The organism is Shouchella shacheensis, assembly GCF_001484965.1.
In the GTDB taxonomy this organism is placed as follows: Bacteria; Bacillota; Bacilli; order Bacillales; family Bacillaceae_D; genus Shouchella; species Shouchella shacheensis.
The window spans coordinates 245,601-261,350 of record NZ_KQ947393.1 but is presented as its reverse complement, the minus strand read 5'-3'; the positions used below and the strand labels follow the sequence as shown (position 1 = coordinate 261,350).

General features: G+C 46.8%; 13 protein-coding genes, 1 pseudogene and 1 riboswitch. Of the genes and pseudogenes, 6 read left to right on the top strand and 8 right to left on the bottom strand.

Translation table 11 applies throughout. The features are described 5' to 3' along the window. Nucleotides 1-108 precede the first annotated feature (108 nt). From AVZ68_RS01225 to AVZ68_RS20085, 3 genes and pseudogenes are all read left to right on the top strand, one after another. Complete coding sequence (locus AVZ68_RS01225) at nt 109-1,806, top strand: ribulokinase (protein WP_059102714.1); 1,698 nt, start codon at nt 109-111, stop codon at nt 1,804-1,806. 27 nt (nt 1,807-1,833) lie between these two features. After that, on the top strand, nt 1,834-2,532 hold the full coding sequence (araD, locus tag AVZ68_RS01220; protein WP_059102713.1) for an L-ribulose-5-phosphate 4-epimerase: 699 nt from the start codon (nt 1,834-1,836) through the stop codon (nt 2,530-2,532). Nucleotides 2,533-3,190: 658 nt separating this feature from the next. Beyond that, nucleotides 3,191-3,311, top strand: a pseudogene (locus AVZ68_RS20085) (transposase); the annotation flags it as partial. A 434-nt stretch (nt 3,312-3,745) separates the two neighbouring features. On the opposite strand, the gene lplA reads toward AVZ68_RS20085, so the two are convergent. Next, on the bottom strand, nt 3,746-4,741 hold the full coding sequence (gene lplA, locus AVZ68_RS01215; RefSeq protein WP_059102712.1) for a lipoate--protein ligase: 996 nt from the start codon (nt 4,739-4,741) through the stop codon (nt 3,746-3,748). Nucleotides 4,742-5,014: 273 nt separating this feature from the next. Between lplA and ytvI the strand changes: the two genes are divergently transcribed. Next, the gene (ytvI, locus tag AVZ68_RS01210) at nt 5,015-6,070 is read left to right on the top strand and encodes a sporulation integral membrane protein YtvI (RefSeq protein ID WP_059102711.1); all 1,056 of its coding nucleotides are present in this window, start codon (nt 5,015-5,017) and stop codon (nt 6,068-6,070) included. A 295-nt stretch (nt 6,071-6,365) separates the two neighbouring features. On the opposite strand, the gene AVZ68_RS01205 is transcribed toward ytvI, so the two are convergent. Next, complete coding sequence (locus AVZ68_RS01205; protein ID WP_059102710.1) at nt 6,366-7,712, bottom strand: TrkH family potassium uptake protein; 1,347 nt, start codon at nt 7,710-7,712, stop codon at nt 6,366-6,368. A 529-nt stretch (nt 7,713-8,241) separates the two neighbouring features. Between AVZ68_RS01205 and AVZ68_RS01200 the strand changes: the two genes are divergently transcribed. Next, nucleotides 8,242-8,898 (top strand): potassium channel family protein, encoded by a 657-nt coding sequence (locus AVZ68_RS01200; protein ID WP_059102709.1) that lies wholly within the window; start codon nt 8,242-8,244, stop codon nt 8,896-8,898. A 161-nt stretch (nt 8,899-9,059) separates the two neighbouring features. On the opposite strand, the gene AVZ68_RS01195 is transcribed toward AVZ68_RS01200, so the two are convergent. Continuing rightward, the gene (locus tag AVZ68_RS01195) at nt 9,060-10,235 is read right to left on the bottom strand and encodes a chromate transporter (RefSeq protein WP_059102708.1); all 1,176 of its coding nucleotides are present in this window, start codon (nt 10,233-10,235) and stop codon (nt 9,060-9,062) included. A gap of 17 nt (nt 10,236-10,252) precedes the next feature. After that, nucleotides 10,253-10,561, bottom strand: coding sequence for a PadR family transcriptional regulator (locus tag AVZ68_RS01190; protein ID WP_059102707.1), 309 nt, complete (start codon nt 10,559-10,561; stop codon nt 10,253-10,255). A gap of 367 nt (nt 10,562-10,928) precedes the next feature. Between AVZ68_RS01190 and sigK the strand changes: the two genes are divergently transcribed. After that, complete coding sequence (gene sigK / locus AVZ68_RS01185) at nt 10,929-11,639, top strand: RNA polymerase sporulation sigma factor SigK (RefSeq protein ID WP_059102706.1); 711 nt, start codon at nt 10,929-10,931, stop codon at nt 11,637-11,639. 632 nt (nt 11,640-12,271) lie between these two features. Here the strand turns inward: sigK and tenA are convergent. The 4 genes from tenA to AVZ68_RS01165 form a co-directional block, all read right to left on the bottom strand. After that, nucleotides 12,272-12,955 (bottom strand): thiaminase II, encoded by a 684-nt coding sequence (gene tenA / locus AVZ68_RS01180; RefSeq protein ID WP_059102705.1) that lies wholly within the window; start codon nt 12,953-12,955, stop codon nt 12,272-12,274. Nucleotides 12,956-12,959: 4 nt separating this feature from the next. Then, nucleotides 12,960-13,790 carry a bifunctional hydroxymethylpyrimidine kinase/phosphomethylpyrimidine kinase gene (gene thiD, locus AVZ68_RS01175; protein ID WP_059102704.1) on the bottom strand — a complete coding sequence of 277 codons (831 nt, stop codon included), beginning with the start codon at nt 13,788-13,790 and terminating at the stop codon, nt 12,960-12,962. 33 nt (nt 13,791-13,823) lie between these two features. After that, nucleotides 13,824-15,098, bottom strand: coding sequence for an acetylornithine deacetylase (locus AVZ68_RS01170; RefSeq protein WP_059102914.1), 1,275 nt, complete (start codon nt 15,096-15,098; stop codon nt 13,824-13,826). Nucleotides 15,099-15,185: 87 nt separating this feature from the next. Further along, nucleotides 15,186-15,291: riboswitch (TPP riboswitch) on the bottom strand. A 24-nt stretch (nt 15,292-15,315) separates the two neighbouring features. Next, nucleotides 15,316-15,591 (bottom strand): HU family DNA-binding protein, encoded by a 276-nt coding sequence (locus AVZ68_RS01165; RefSeq protein WP_059102703.1) that lies wholly within the window; start codon nt 15,589-15,591, stop codon nt 15,316-15,318. Nucleotides 15,592-15,750: the final 159 nt, after the last annotated feature.

Here is a 15,750-nt window from a genome sequence, read left to right as displayed (position 1 = left end):
AGAAATATCTAGAGACGCCCAAGAAGAAACCCTTGGAATACGTCCGCAAGAAGGAATAAAGGGCCTGGGATTTCTAGGCCTAAACATACTATACGAGGAGGAACGAACATGAACAAGACCTATACCATTGGTGTAGATTACGGTACGCTATCCGGTCGCGCCATATTGGTTGACGTGTTCAGTGGAGAAGAGCTAGCCACGCATACAACGGTATATCCACACGGTGTGATCGACAACCAACTGCCTTCTGGCGGAGAAGCACTTGGCATGGACTGGGCCCTGCAACATCCAGGCGATTATATCGACGTCTTACGCCATTCTGTGCCGGAAGTGATCAGGGAGTCCGGGGTGGATCCGCAACACATTATCGGTATCGGAATTGACTTCACAGCTTGTACGATGCTTCCGGTCAATGACAAAGGAGTCCCCCTTTGTCTAACAGAAGAATGGTCCGTACATCCTCACAGCTGGGTCAAAAAATGGAAGCACCACGCGGCGCAGGATGAAGCCGATCGTTTGAACGCAGTGGCCGAGCAAAAAGGAGAATCCTTTTTAAAAAGATATGGCGGTAAAATATCCTCAGAATGGATGCTGCCAAAAGTATGGCAAATTTTGAATGAAGCGCCTGACGTATACGAGGCCACGGATCGTTTCCTGGAAGCGACGGACTGGGTCATCTCCCAAATGACCGGGCACATTCTGCGTAACAGTTGCACCGCCGGATACAAAGCGATCTGGCACAAACAAGACGGTTATCCGGAGCCTTCTTTTTTCAAGGCGTTGGATCCTCGTCTACAAAGCATTGCCCACACGAAGCTGCGTGGAGAGGTGGTCCCCTTGGGAACCAAAGCCGGAGACCTTAAGTGGGACATGGCCGACATGATGGGCTTAACGCCACAAACCGCCGTCGCTGTTGGGAACGTCGATGCTCATGCTGCCGTGCCGGCCAGTGGTGTCGTTTCCCCGGGAACCATGGTCATGGCTATGGGTACGTCCATTTGCCATACGCTGCTCGGAGAAGAGGAAAAGTTCGTAGAGGGCATGTGTGGCGTCGTCGAAGACGGGATTATCCCGGGATACTATGGCTACGAGGCGGGGCAATCTGCAGTTGGAGACATTTTTGCCTGGTATGTAGAAAAAGCGCTGCCCTCCTATGTGCAAGAGAAGGCGCACAAACAAGGCGTCAGTGTGCATGAATGGTTAGAGGAGCAAGCGAGTCAATATGCGCCGGGGGAAACCGGATTACTCGCGTTGGATTGGTGGAATGGGAATCGCTCCGTGTTGGTGGATACAAACGTAACGGGTATGATCCTCGGCCTCACACTAGTAACCCAACCCCAAGAAATCTACCGTGCCTTACTGGAAGCGACCGCATTTGGGACACGGACCATTATTGAAGCCTTTGAGGCGCACGACATCTCTGTTCAAGAGCTCGTTGCCTGTGGTGGCTTGCCTCAGAAGAACCACTTGCTCATGCAACTCTATGCCGATATTACGAACCGTCCTATAAAAATCGCCGCTTCTACGGAGACCCCTGCCTTGGGGGCAGCCATGTTTGCCGCTGTTGCTGCCGGTGAAAAAAAAGGAGGTCATAGCAGTATTGTGGAAGCCGCTACCAAGATGGCTCATCTGAAAGAGGAAACGTATCATCCTAACCCTGAACACGTGCGTATATACGATGACTTATATCAAGAGTATCGGAGGCTTCACGATTATTTCGGACGGGGCACCAACGATGTCATGAAACGATTAAAAACGATCAAAGAAGAAGCCACCGACCTCAACATTAAGAAATACAATGAATGAAAAGTGATGCAAAGAGAAGGTGATACGATGTTAGAAGAATTAAAGCAGAAAGTGCTAGACGCGAACCTGCAACTTCCGGAGTATGAGCTGGTTACCTTCACATGGGGGAATGTGAGTGGGATTGACCGGGAACAGGGGCTCGTCGTAATCAAACCAAGCGGTGTAGGTTATGATGTGTTACAGAAGGATGATCTCGTCGTTGTTGATCTGCAAGGCAACAAGGTGGAAGGCAAACTAAAGCCCTCCTCAGATACACCGACCCATGTGGCACTGTACCAGGCCTTCCCCACGATAGGTGGTATCGTTCATACTCATTCCCCGTGGGCGACCACCTGGGCTCAGGCCGGATTACCGGTGCCTGCTCTAGGCACAACCCACGCAGACTATTTCTACGGGGACATTCCGTGTACGAGAAAAATGAAAACCGCAGAAATTGAAGGAGATTATGAGCTGCAGACCGGCCATGTGATTGATGAGACTTTTCGTAGTCATGAGTTGGACCCCAACCAGATGCCTGGTGTGTTAGTGAACAACCATGCCCCGTTCTGTTGGGGCAAAGATGCTGGAGAAGCCCTCCACAATGCCGTCGTCATGGAAGAAGTCGCCAAGATGGCCTATCACACCGTGCAACTCAATGCTTCGGTTAACGCCATTTCACCATCGATCCTGGAAAAACACTTTCTAAGAAAACATGGGACGGACGCCTATTACGGACAAAACCAATAAGGAACGGTTGCAACCGAGGGATCACAATGTAGATCCCCTCGGTTTTGGTAAACGGAGGCGTTTGGTGGTTGAACCTATGTGCCAAACAAAGTGGTCTTCCATTATGTGATTATTTTTCTGAAATAACTCTGCACACTCATTTACTACAATAATAATTAAGGATGTCAGGGGGAATACAACTATGAAACTGAAACGAAAGCAATATACACCTGAATTTAACCATCAAATCATCAAAGAATCCTTGGACACAGGTAACGCAGCCATCGTAGCTCACCGCTGACTGCGGTGTCGTGGGTTACTACAGCGGACTTACATGTGAAGGCAAGCATGCCGTACAAGCTTTGCTTGCAACAGAGCCTGTTAAAGCGCTCTCTACATGAAGCAGATTCAAAGCCTATCATCCGCACAGACAATGGGCCACAATATATTAGCAAAACCTTTCAGGAAGCATGCCAAACCTTAAAAGTTGGATTTGCCCTCCTAAAGTCCCTTGGTAAAAGTGGGTAAACTAGGAGGATTTTTTATGGATGCAGCCATTCAATTTCAAATGGCGTAAACCTTTAGTCGATCGCGGCTACATACAAATCAACGTCAAACAGAGGCAAAATTTGATCGTAATATATACTCTATTTTAGCCGTTCCACAAGAACCAAAACCCGGAACCTATCCGGAAGCGGTGTTGGCGGACAAGGTTTATCTCACACGCGAGAAACCGAAACGACTGCAAGAAGCGTGGCATTCGTCTCACAGGTCCCAAGCTGGGTCGCCCTCCTAAAAACAAGAATCCAAAGCATGCGTGTTGATTATCCATAATTAGGAAGACCTCTCCCTTGTAAATGTCGGAACTTTTCCAGGAAACCATCAGTTCCGAAAACCAGTCGATGGATACTGTGGATAATGTGCGAGCGATCAATTGGCGCTGAAACGATGTGAAGGAGAGGCGTTTAAACACGCGCCCTTTCGCTGTTTTCGCGTAGACCCAGTTCAACAGCACATAGGCAATAAGAGCCGCGAAAAGTTGGTTATAGACCGCATTTTCGGGTTTTATTCTTGTCGAAGACCGCGCGTATTTAAAAATCAAACGAATCGATCAGTTTGTGGAGGACCAACAACGGTACTGATAGTTATGATGAGGTGCACCATCACATTGGAATTCGCCTGCGCATTTCGGTTTTAGAAAAGAAGACCAACGCCCTGTCAGTCTCCTGTCCAATTAGTATATGAGCGAAAGGAAATCTTGGTTTTCAATATTGCCAAAGTACTTTTTTAAATCCACATTTGCGAGTACCTGCCGAATCGCTTCTGACTCATAGCGTGTACCAACAAGCGTCTCTTCAAGTGTGCGAACATCCTCGACCCCAAAGAAATCGCCGTAGATTTTCACTTCTTCAATCACGCCTTTTTCGACGTTCATGCGCAAATCAATATTGCCGACTGGAAAGCGGTGCGAACGCTGGAAATCAAACGCTGGAGACTTGCCGAAGTTCCAATCCCAGTTGCGATAACGTTCTTCGGACAAAGCATGAATCTCTTTCCAGTTCTCCTCTGTTAGTGCATATGTTGGAACATCGCTGCTTTCCTCGATATCAAAGATGTAGCGAAGCAAAAGCTGCTTAAATTCCTCCATCGACATCGTTGGCTCAAGAAACTCCGAAATATTGGCGACTCGGCTGCGAATCGACTTAATGCCTTTGGACTTAATTTTGTCGTCTTTGACTTTAAGCGCAGAGACAACATTCTCGACTTCTGAATCAAGCATGAGCGTGCCGTGGGAAAACATCCGTCCCTTAGTCGTGAACTGGGCATTTCCAGAAATCTTTCGCTCGCCAACCTGCAAATCGTTTCGGCCACTCAGCTCCGCGTCCACTCCAAGTTTCTTAAGCGCTTGTACCACCGGCTCTGTGAACTTTTGGAAGTTGTGGAACGAGTCCCCGTCGTCCTTGGTAATAAAACTGAAATTAAGGTTCCCAAGATCATGGTAGACCGCACCCCCACCGGAAAGACGGCGGACAACATGAATGTGGTTCTCGTTCACGTAGTCGAGGTTGATTTCCTCAAACGTATTTTGGTTTTTGCCAATAATGATTGACGGTTCGTTTATATAAAACAGCAAATACGTTTCCTCGGGGTCTAGATTCTTTAAGGCCCATTCTTCAATCGCCAAATTAATCCGTGGATCCGTGATGTTTGCATTATCTATAAATTTCATCGTAAACCCCTTTCATAAGCATGTCTCCCTTAGTATAGCCATTTCCAGTAGTGACGTCGAGTTAGGTGGATGGTACGATAAGAAAAAGGAGTGGAAATGAGTTATGCGAACGATTACAGAATCAGACTACCATGATGTTCTCCTGCTCCCGCGTCTTTTCCAGCACTTTTCAGGGCATAAGCTTCGTTTTATAGTAAAATTTCTATGTCTGTTTATGCGATACCTATATTATAATGGGTATAAGAAAAGTCGGGTAGAGAAAGAGGTTGAAATGTGACGAACGTATTCACCAGAAAAAATGTAAAATTATTGATTTTTCTTTTCGTTCTTGTGGTGCTAGGTTATTTTATTTTACCTGTCTCCATTCCCCTGATAGCAGCCTTCGTGACTTCGCTCTTGTTGTTACCTGGTGTTAAGCTTCTAACCAGACGAATAAAGCTTACATATCAGTTGGCTGTGATGGCTGTTTTTAGCTTATTTTTGTTGGTTGTCGGATTAGTGACATACTGTCTTGCTATCATCGTTGGGACGCAGGGCACTCAATTTGCCGAAAATCTACCAAGGTACATCAATGATTTGAATAGCGCTTGGCTGAGTTTTCAGCACTCCCTTAGTAACAACGAAAGTATTCCTCCAGATTTTGTTCGAGCCGTCAATCAAGAAGTAACAAGAACCTTAAATAATATCGGCACAAGCATCGCTGATTTAAATGTAATCTCTCGAGCGGCATCGGTCATATCAAGCATTCCAGGCTATTTAGTGTCATTTCTTGTTTACGTAATCGCCTTGTTCTTGTTTCTGTTGGAAATGCCACGTTTAAAAACCATCCTGTTCTCATATTTTACGGAAAAAACAAAGGAACAGGTTAATTTTATGACAGCACGTTTGTCCTATGTGGTATTCGGGTTTTTAAAAGCTCAATTTATCGTGAGCATTTTCATTTTTTTGGTGTCGCTGATTGGATTGTTGTTTATAGCACCTGAAGTAGCCCTATTAATGTCTCTTATCATTTGGATTATTGATTTTGTTCCCATCATTGGATCCATTGCGGTGCTAGCCCCATGGGCGATTTTTCAATTCATTGCAGGCGATGCCTCCACAGGCACTCAGTTGTTGATATTAGCAGGGGTGCTGTTAGTGATAAGACGAACGGTTGAGCCAAAGGTGATGGGGACCCATATAGGATTGTCCCCGTTAGCGACCCTGATCTCTATGTATTTAGGGCTTATGTTATTTGGTGTTATTGGGTTTGTGGTAGGGCCATTAATTCTCATTGCATTTACTTCTGCGAGAGAAGCCGGGATTATTAAGATGAATTTTAAGATTTGAGGCGGGCCCAGTGAAAATGGCGCCGATCCTTTAGGGTTAAAGGTCCAGTTCTCGATAGAGGGCTGGGCCTTTTCTTTTGAGGAATAAAACGAGCAAGCAGGGTGAGGACGATCCTTGACATAGTTGAGTCTAACTAGTAAATTACAGCGAGGAAACTTGAGGGGCCAGTGTTTGAAGGGATGGGCACACTACTAGCCAAAGCGTACGACCTCTGTCTTTTTAACGAGAGGGAGAGGGGTGTCAACTATAGCGCCTGCCCCTTTAGGAAAAGGAGCAGGCCGATGGAATACGCCAATTACCCAATAATGATCCGCTCGGTCGGGTATTTGTAATGACTATGCTGCTCTTTCGCACGAAAGGAGAAAAGGACAGCGACGATGCCAACGCGACCAACGAACATGAGAACCATCAATACCACCTGGCTTGGAAAGGTTAAATCTGGTGTGATGCCGACTGAAAGCCCACAGGTTCCGAATGCAGAGGCGATTTCGAAAAAGACCGCAATCAGAGGAATGCCGCGACCTTGTTCAAAAGCCATTACCAAAATGAGGGCAGCAAATAACATCGCTGTAAAGATGGATAGCACAATGAACGACTTTTGTTGATCGTCTCTATGAATTTGTCTTCCAAAAACTTTTACATCACGTTTTCCTAAGGCAAAGCTTCGTAGCGTTAAGAACATCACCGCGAGTGTCGTTGTTCGGATGCCGCCTCCTACACTTGAGGGACTGGCGCCAATCACCATCAGACTCGACATAAACAAAAGAGCAGGAATTTGAAGTTGACTGATGTCCATCGTAGTTAGGCCCGCACTTCTCGTTGTCGCGGAATTAAAAATGGATTGGGAAAGCTGTTCATGCCAATTCATTCCCGCAAACGCAAAATCTTTTTCCAGGAACCATATGCCAGCCACGCCAATTACAAATACGATGAAATATGTGGATGTTGTAAGCTTAGTAAACAGGCTAAACCGAAAGTTGTGGCCACGCTGCTTTATGTATTCGATGCACTCCAGCAATACAGGGAATCCGATCGAGCCGGCAAAAATGAGTAATATGGTGATGAGTTGAACAAAGTAATCTCCTGCAAAAGGAATGAGGGACTGACCGGTTAAATCAAACCCTGCGTTCGTAAATGCGCTAAGGGCGGCAAACGCTCCTTGAATATATGCCTCCATCGTGCTATCAAAGAAGCGAAGGTAGTACATTCCTAGTATGATTGCGCCAATCCCTTCAAATAGTAAGGCCACAAATAGTAAGTTACGCATTAGTTTTACAAGGCCAGCCAATTGATTTTGCACTCGGTTTTGATCGACCATAATTAAAAGTCGCTGAGCAAGGTTAATTTTTCTACCTAGAACTAGCCAGGCAAACGTCCCGAGTGTCATGATTCCAATCCCGCCCACCTGAATCGCGAGAGCAAGCACGAAGACTCCTGCCCAGTTAAACGTCTCAATGACATCAATGGTCACCAGCCCAGTGACACTAACGGCGCTGACGGACGTGAACAGGGCGTCGCGATAAGAAAGAGTGATGCCAGGCTCATGGAAAGCAGGAATGTATAGAAGTGCGCTAAAAAGCAGCATCGCTGCCAGATAGACAAGCAAAATAAGTTGGAACGGATTCCATGTTTTCCCTTTCATTTTCCCATCATGCCTCCCTTTAATGGGCTTAGTATATCAGTCTCAGATGAACTTTGCCACTTTATTAAGGGCGGTTCCTTGCCCCTCTTTAGTTGAATAATTCAACTTTCGGCCACGGAAAGTGCACCTCATCCACTGGTATAATGAATTAGGTGCAGCTATTCTCGATAGGAACGATCCTCATACCGACAAGAGGAGCCTCAATCGGACAAGAGGAGTGCTCATACGGACAGGAGCGAGCTTCAATCGGACAGGAGAAGCAACAACCCCGGGGTTCTCTCCTACTAACAAGCAATAGGGATTCCACTGTGTTTTCTAACTCCGAAAGTTGAGTGAATAAGAACGGGCTTTTAGACGAGGCGAGAATGGTGTTTGACATTTAAATTTTAGAGGAGTAGTATTCAATTGAATTTAACACGTTTGTGCGTAGAGATACAGCCTTAGTGAGGGATAAACGAGGGGGACCCGTTCTTAAATTGAATGAGTGGGTCTGTGAAAAAGTATGGGGAACAATAAGGAGGCCAGTGTCATGCGAAAACAATTTGCCGTTATTGGACTGGGACGATTTGGCACGAGTGTCTGCAGTGAGCTTTATAAACTTGGCCATGAAGTGCTGGCTGTGGACCGTAATGAGAAAAAAGTCGAGGACGCCATTGCTTTCTCGACACGAGCCATCATTGCAGAATCTACAGATGAAAAAGCATTGCAGTCGATTGGCATCAACAATTTCAGCTATGTTATCGTCGCGATCGGTGATCATATACAGGCAAGTATTTTAACCACCCTCATTTTAAAAGAATTTGAGGTTGAGAATGTATGGGTCAAAGCCCGCAATCATCACCATCACCGGGTGCTTGAGAAGATTGGGGCCGACCGCATTATTCACCCAGAGCATGACATGGGAATTAGAATTGCCCATAGCCTCGATTCTGAAAAAGTCATTGATTACATCGAGCTGTCAATGGATCACAGCATTGTCGAATTGAAAGCTTCAAAGAAAATTTCCGGCAAAACCCTTGCCGGGCTGAACATCCGAAAGAAATATGGATGCACGATCTTAGGCATTAAGACTGGAGATAAGTTGAATATTTCGCCGATGCCCGATGACGAGATCAGCGAGAACGATGTTTTAATTGTTGTTGGTGAGAACAAAGACTTAAAACGCTTTGAAAAAGACGGAATTTAAAAGCGGGAGGTGGGAGACAAATCTTGGCGAATCGATCCGTACGGGCGGCCAATGCTAAGAGGCGCATCAAGTTTACCTGATGCGCCTCTTGTGCTTTTAAAGGAGACTTGAGCTGACCCAAGAATAAGAGCTCGAAGCTCGAGGAGAAGGAATTTTCCTCCTCATAAGAGGGCTAGAAGCGATCCGCCGATGGCACCCGTTAAAACGATGATCCATGGAGGCAATTTCCAATAGACAAGCATGCTAAACAAGATCGCAGCAAAGGCAAAATCAAGTGGAGCTAAGATCGAACTCGTCCAGATTGGATGATAAAAGGCAGAAATTAAAATCCCAACGACTGCCGCATTGACCCCCATTAACGCTCCCTTAATGGTAGAATTCCGACGTAAGGTGTTCCAAAACGGCAAAACACCGACAATAAGAAGGAATGCTGGCAAGAAGATGGCAATTGTTGCTAGTATTCCGCCAGACCATCCATTCATGACTGCACCGATATAGGCTGCGAATGTAAATAGCGGTCCTGGGACTGCCTGAGCTGCGCCGTATCCTGCGAGAAATGCTTCTTCACTAATCCATCCAGTAGGAACGAATTCACGTTCCAACAAGGGTAATACCACATGCCCGCCCCCGAATACTAACGAACCGGCTCGATAAAAACTGTCAAACATGGTGATCCAGCTCATGGAAGTAACACTACTCAAAAGGGGCAAACCAAGGAGCAGCCCAAAGAATACAGTCAGGCACAGACTCGCAAAGCGACGGGAAATAGGGAATGGTGCGGTTGATTCCTCATCGCTTTGGGTTTGTTTATACATCCAATACCCCACGAAACCGGCGATGACAATCACGCCCACTTGAGTAAACGCAGTCGGCCATAACAATGTACCGACTAAAGCGAAAAGTGCGATCGCTTTTCGTTTTAAATCAGGGGTTAACTTTTGGGCCATCCCTAGAATGGCATGGGCGACAACGGCGACAGCGACGATTTTCAGCCCCTGTATAAATCCCGCTTCTCCAATGCCAAAATTTTGAGCAAATAAAGCAAAAACGATGAGCACAAGAACGGAAGGCAGTGTGAATCCAACAAAAGATATCAAACCACCCAGTATTCCTGCTCGCATCACCCCGATGCCTATTCCCACTTGACTACTGGCTGGACCCGGTAAGAACTGACAAAGGGCGACCAAATCAGCATAACTACGTTCATCCAGCCATTTTCTTCTTCGCACATATTCGTCATGAAAATACCCTAAGTGAGCGACAGGTCCTCCAAATGACGTTAAACCTAGCCTGGTTGAGACCATAAGAATTTCAACTAGTTGTTTTAATCGGTTCATCGTACAACTCCCTTTTGCTAGTCTTTAATCTCTTTAAAAAGCTCATAGGCTTTTTTTCTAGCTTCAATCAAAACCGTGTTTCCTTTGTTGGTAGTTGAATAGTACTTTCTAATTTTCCCTTCTACATTTCGCTCTTCCTTCGTAAGAAGTCCATCAGCCTCCATAGTGTGTAAGATCGGATAGAGCGTACCTGAGCTAATCGTATAGCCATGTTCCTTCAATTCTTCAAGCATCCAGACCCCATAGATTGGAGCTTCTTTCGCGTGGTGTAGGATATGTATTTGAATAAATCCTAAAAATAACCTCCGAAACAGTTTATCTTCCATGCATTCACCTCCATCCTCACATTATCGAAAAACAATATAGAACCTCGATATCGAAAAGAATAATTATAGTCTACAACGTATTCGGCTCATTTTCAAGCGTATCAGCAGCAAGGTTTCACTTGCCGCTCTGTGCGTAGGCTTAAACAGTAGCAGGAATAATTGTCTCTTCAGATGGGGGAGGGAGGAAAAAGCGAAAGGAGTGCTGCCACCCCGTTACCCCCTGGAAAAAAAGTGTTCATTTTTATCTAGCGGAAACGGTCTACTTTAGTTTAGCAGTTACAGACGCCTCCAAGGCAAAATTCATTCGTACAGACACACCCAAGCCCAACTTTGCATAGCTATGAAGTAGCAACCTGGAGGTGAGGGTATGTCCGGAATCATTGCAGCCATTACGTACTTTGTGAAGGAAGTCATTGTGTTTGTCTCCTATGTCAAGAACAACGCATTCCCGCAACCGCTCTCAAAGGAGGACGAAAAAAAATACTTAGCGCGCATGGCTGAAGGAGACAGTGAAGCACGCAATTTGCTTATTGAACATAACTTGCGGCTAGTGGCACACATTGTTAAGAAATTTGAGAACACACGCGAGGATACGGAGGACTTGATATCCATTGGAACGATTGGCTTAATCAAGGCCATTGAAAGCTATTCGGAAGGAAAAGGAACGAAGCTGGCTACGTACGCGGCCCGTTGTATTGAAAATGAAATCCTCATGCATCTTCGCGCCTTGAAAAAAGTCAAAAAAGATGTTTCCCTGCAGGATCCAATCGGCACGGATAAGGAAGGCAATGAAATTTCCCTCATCGACATTCTTCAAGAAGAGGGCGATGACATTGTTGACGTCATTCAAACGGAAATGGAAAAGAAACAGATCTACAAATACATTCACGTCTTAGATGAGCGTGAGAAAGAAGTCATTGTCGGGCGTTTTGGCTTAAACTTGGAAGAAGAACGTACTCAGCGTGAGATCGCCAAAGCGCTGAACATCTCTAGAAGCTATGTGTCGCGAATTGAGAAACGTGCACTGATGAAGCTGTTTCATGAGTTCTATAAGGATAGTCAAGGAAGAAGGAGTTAGAAAGGGCAAAGCAGTCACATTGGGGGGGCTTTTGTGTGAGCTTAGCAGCGCGGTCAAGAGGAAATTTTTCGAAACTTGATGCATACACAGGTAAAAGCGAAGCGACCCCTCCTGGTTATTGACGAAGAGTGATAAAAAGCCAAGTAGTTAGTTATCCAACCTGTTGTGCCGTGTTTAATTCGATGTTCCCATCCACATTGAAACTATTACAAATATTATGATCACTAACAAGGAGAGGATTGTCCCGCTAATTTTCACAGATGAAGTCAAATCTTTGTTTTTGCTAATATAGAAAAGGTTAAAAATAGCTACTACAAGACCAATAATTTGAAATAAAAGGGAGTTTTTAAGAAGAGAAACGAGCAAAAGAGACATCAAACCCAGCAAAACAGTGAACAAAAAAATCACCTCGTATGTTTCATTGTTACAATTCGAGTACTTATTAAGTGTACCATATTCGTAATCTAAACGAGGAAGATTTAGTTTGAAGAAGTCGAGGTTACAGTCTTTGATTTTGATATTGCCGTTACAACGCTATTTTCGGAGAGTGACGCTCGAGCACTTAACGAGGAAGAGGTTAACTAGCGCTTTTCGCTTCAGTAAATTCTTAAGAAGCGAAAAGCGTTGTACTGCTACTCCGCCGTTTCCGCCAGCGGCCACGTCGCTTGTTGGTAAGACATCTCCCAGAACATGTATTCAAACCGGCTCGTGTTTAAGAAAATCTTCTCGAGCTCTTGGAGTTCCTCTTCCGAACGCCCTGTGGCCAGTTCGTCCAACAAATCGATCAACCACTGGGCGATCTCCCCGAATTCGTCGGATGCATACATCGATATCCACTCTCCGTATGTTTCCTCTTCCGTTGCGCCTGGACGCTTGGCAAGCTCTTTGCCAATTTCATAATAGCTCCAGGCGCAGGGGAGAACCGCGGCAATCAGTTCAGCAAGGGAGCCGCGCTGGCCGATAGCGAGCATGTAGCTACTGTAGGCGAGCGTCGTTGGTGCTGGTTTTGTCGCTTCGAGCTCTTCTCGGGTGATGCCAAGGCGAGCGGCATACGAGCGATGCAAGCCCATTTCCACATTCAGCGTTGCATCGAGATGTTTAGCAAAGGCGGCCATTGTCTCGAGACGGGTGGCTTTGAGACTGCCAACGGCAAAAACACGGGCGTAATCGATCAAATACACATAGTCTTGCTTCATGAAAAACTTAAAGGATTCGATATCCAAAGACCCGTCGCCAATGCCTTGCACAAAAGGGTGTTTATGGCTTTGAGCCCAAATCTCATCGGCGGTCTCACGCAATCGTTTTGAAAACGTCATCGTCTCACTCCTCGTTGGTTTGTGGGTGGGGTAAGCCTTGTAAGCGATGGCCCCAGTGATTGGTCGGCCCGTGGCCGTGTCCGAGATTGAGCTGGTAGGCAATCGCATCTGATATGAAAATTTTTGCCGTTTGCACGGCGTCTGAAAGTTCGCTTCCCTTGGCCAGTTCTGCGCAAATGGCCGCGGAAAACGTACACCCTGTCCCGTGGTTGTTCCTTGTCTCTGTCCGCGGAACATCGAGCTCTAAAACCGCGCCAGCCTGGTCGACAAAGACATCGACCGCCTCTCCAGCTAGACTGCCCCCTTTGACAACGGCTGAATGAGCGCCAAGCTCTTTGACAATGCGCGTGGCTGCCTGCTGCATATCTTTTCTAGTGTCAATGGTCATTTCCACCAAGTCTTCAGCTTCCGCGATATTGGGTGTGACAATCGAAGCCAGTGGGACGAGCGTGTGGCGTAAATGAGCACGAACTTCTTCAGAGAGGAGGGCATCTCCGTTTTTCGCCATCATGACCGGGTCGCAGACGTAGTGAGTATGGCTAAGGTCCGAGATTTTTTCTTTAAGTAGCGACATCATCTCGGGGGTGGCAATCATCCCGGTTTTAACAGCGTTCGGATAGATATCCGTAATCACCGATTGAAACTGAGCCTCAATAAAATCAAGCGGCAGGTGGTGGATGTCTTGAACCCCCGTGGTGTTCTGCGCCACAAGCGAAGTCACGACGCTCATGCCGTACACTTCCCGCTCTTGGAATGTCTTCAGATCGGCTTGAATGCCGGCACCGCCTGTCGGGTCCGTGCCAGCGATGGTGAGCGCGCGATAAATGGTAGCCATTGTACATATTCCTTTCCAAAAGTCGTCTAGTGATCAGGTTTCTTTCTTGGTGTTGCACCAGGTCAAAATAAAGGTCGCCAGTGACTTCGTGTACGTCAGTAAGTCATCAATACGAATGCGTTCGTCTACACTGTGCGCATGCTTCATTTGTCCTGGGCCATAAATGACGGCAGGCACACCTCCTTCTGCGAGCCAACCGCCGTCGGTGACGCTTGTCGACATCCCCTCCTTGAGTGCCGTGCCAAACGCTTGTCTGTGCGCGTCTCGCAGAGGAGGGAGGGCTTCCCAATGAGGATCAATTGGCAGAGCGGGAAAAATCTCGCCGCGGTCCTCGATCATCGACGTGCCGCCCCAGCGGAAGGTTGGTGGGTGTTCTTTTAACCACGGATCGCTTTGGGCACGAGCGAGCACGGCTTCTTCAATTTCAGCAGTAACCGTTTCATGGGATTCATTCGGGTAGTAGTGCACAGTGATCCACAGCGAACATTCATCGGCGATAAAGGCTGGATGACGTCCACCTTCAATGACGGCAGGATTAATCGTTGTTGTACCAGCTGGAAAACCAGGGTGAGATTTTGTAACGGCCCAGTGTCGTTCCAAAACTTGCAAACTTTCAATAAGGGTCATCATTTTTTCAATTGCGCTTGCTCCGTGGACTCCGCCGCCAGCATGAATCATTTGTCGGCGCGTGCCATCATGATGAGTGGTCGGGCTTTTTACCGTAATCCACCCGGTGATTACTCCGCCTTGCCCTTGCATGTGGCAGTCGCTCGTGTCACAAACAATGGCAAAATCGGCGGTATGGCCTCGTTCAAGGCACTGCTTTGTCCCGGCTTCACCTACTTCTTCACCTACCACGGAGTGCAGTAGGAGATCCCCGCCAAGCTTGATGTTAAGTTCATCGAATAGCTTCAAGAGGAACAAGCTAGTGCCAAGCCCACCCTTCATATCGGCAGCTCCACGTCCGTACAGATAACCGTGACGGATGGAAGCGGAGAAGGGAGGAGTCGTCCAAGGCTCGTCCTCTTCTACGGCGGCGACGTCAATGTGGCCATTCAACAGCAGACTTTGGTAACTCTCACTTTTTGAGCCGTGTTTGGTGGCGACGACATTCGGGTCACCTGGGTAGACATCCCATGTGTCAATGCTAAAGCCGTAGTTAGCTAGATATGACGCAATATACTGCTGGGCGTCTGCCGTATTTCTCGCAGGTGGGCTTGGCGTTTCAAACTGAATTAATGTTTGCACCAGTTCAAGCAGCTCGTCTTGGCGGCGGTCGATTGCTTCGTGTAGCTGGAATGTGTCCATTCCTCTTTCCTTGTCCAACAAAAAACAGCCCCTTCTCACCGACGTTGGGAAGGGGCTGTTTTGAGGGCACGGGACGAAATTTCCCGTAGCGCTCGTGCCCCACTTCCCTCCGCTAGTGTTACCTAGATCAGGTCCATAGGGTCAAGGCCGTACCTCTCTCAGCTAGCGTTCGCCAGCCCCCCTAGTGGTGACAGTGTATGGATTTTTGGTCAGTCTATTATTCATTCACAGCGTCTTTAAGCTGTTTGCCTGGCTTGAACGCCGGGTTCTTTGTAGCCGGAATTTCAATTTCCTCTCCTGTTTGTGGGTTGCGGCCTTTACGGGAAGAACGCTCACGAACTTCAAAGCTCCCAAAACCAACAAGTTGAATTTTATCCCCTTTTACAAGAGATTCAGTGATACCGTCAAATACGGCGTCAACCGCTTTCGATGCATCTTTCTTAGAAATGTCTGCTTGTTCACTTACTGCATTGATTAGATCTGTTTTGTTCATTTTTGATAACTCCCTTTCGTATCTTTAGTAAAAACCATCATTCCATGATCAGTCTTTCGTGATGAAGATGTCGATCCAATCTTGCAAAGATCGACAGGATGAACGCCTGCCCTTAATTTACTCATCTACGCCAGTGGTGTCAAGCCTTTAGACGGAAAT

Coding starts and splice junctions, on each gene's coding strand:
- AVZ68_RS01225 (WP_059102714.1), top strand. CDS start 109: ATGAACAAGACCTATACCATTGGTGTAGATTACGGTACGCTATCCGGT.
- sigK (WP_059102706.1), top strand. CDS start 10,929: ATGTCCGGAATCATTGCAGCCATTACGTACTTTGTGAAGGAAGTCATT.
- AVZ68_RS01200 (WP_059102709.1), top strand. CDS start 8,242: ATGCGAAAACAATTTGCCGTTATTGGACTGGGACGATTTGGCACGAGT.
- AVZ68_RS01205 (WP_059102710.1), bottom strand. CDS start 7,712: ATGAAAGGGAAAACATGGAATCCGTTCCAACTTATTTTGCTTGTCTAT.
- AVZ68_RS01165 (WP_059102703.1), bottom strand. CDS start 15,591: ATGAACAAAACAGATCTAATCAATGCAGTAAGTGAACAAGCAGACATT.
- lplA (WP_059102712.1), bottom strand. CDS start 4,741: ATGAAATTTATAGATAATGCAAACATCACGGATCCACGGATTAATTTG.
- AVZ68_RS01190 (WP_059102707.1), bottom strand. CDS start 10,561: ATGGAAGATAAACTGTTTCGGAGGTTATTTTTAGGATTTATTCAAATA.
- thiD (WP_059102704.1), bottom strand. CDS start 13,790: ATGGCTACCATTTATCGCGCGCTCACCATCGCTGGCACGGACCCGACA.
- tenA (WP_059102705.1), bottom strand. CDS start 12,955: ATGACGTTTTCAAAACGATTGCGTGAGACCGCCGATGAGATTTGGGCT.
- AVZ68_RS01195 (WP_059102708.1), bottom strand. CDS start 10,235: ATGAACCGATTAAAACAACTAGTTGAAATTCTTATGGTCTCAACCAGG.
- araD (WP_059102713.1), top strand. CDS start 1,834: ATGTTAGAAGAATTAAAGCAGAAAGTGCTAGACGCGAACCTGCAACTT.
- AVZ68_RS01170 (WP_059102914.1), bottom strand. CDS start 15,098: ATGGACACATTCCAGCTACACGAAGCAATCGACCGCCGCCAAGACGAG.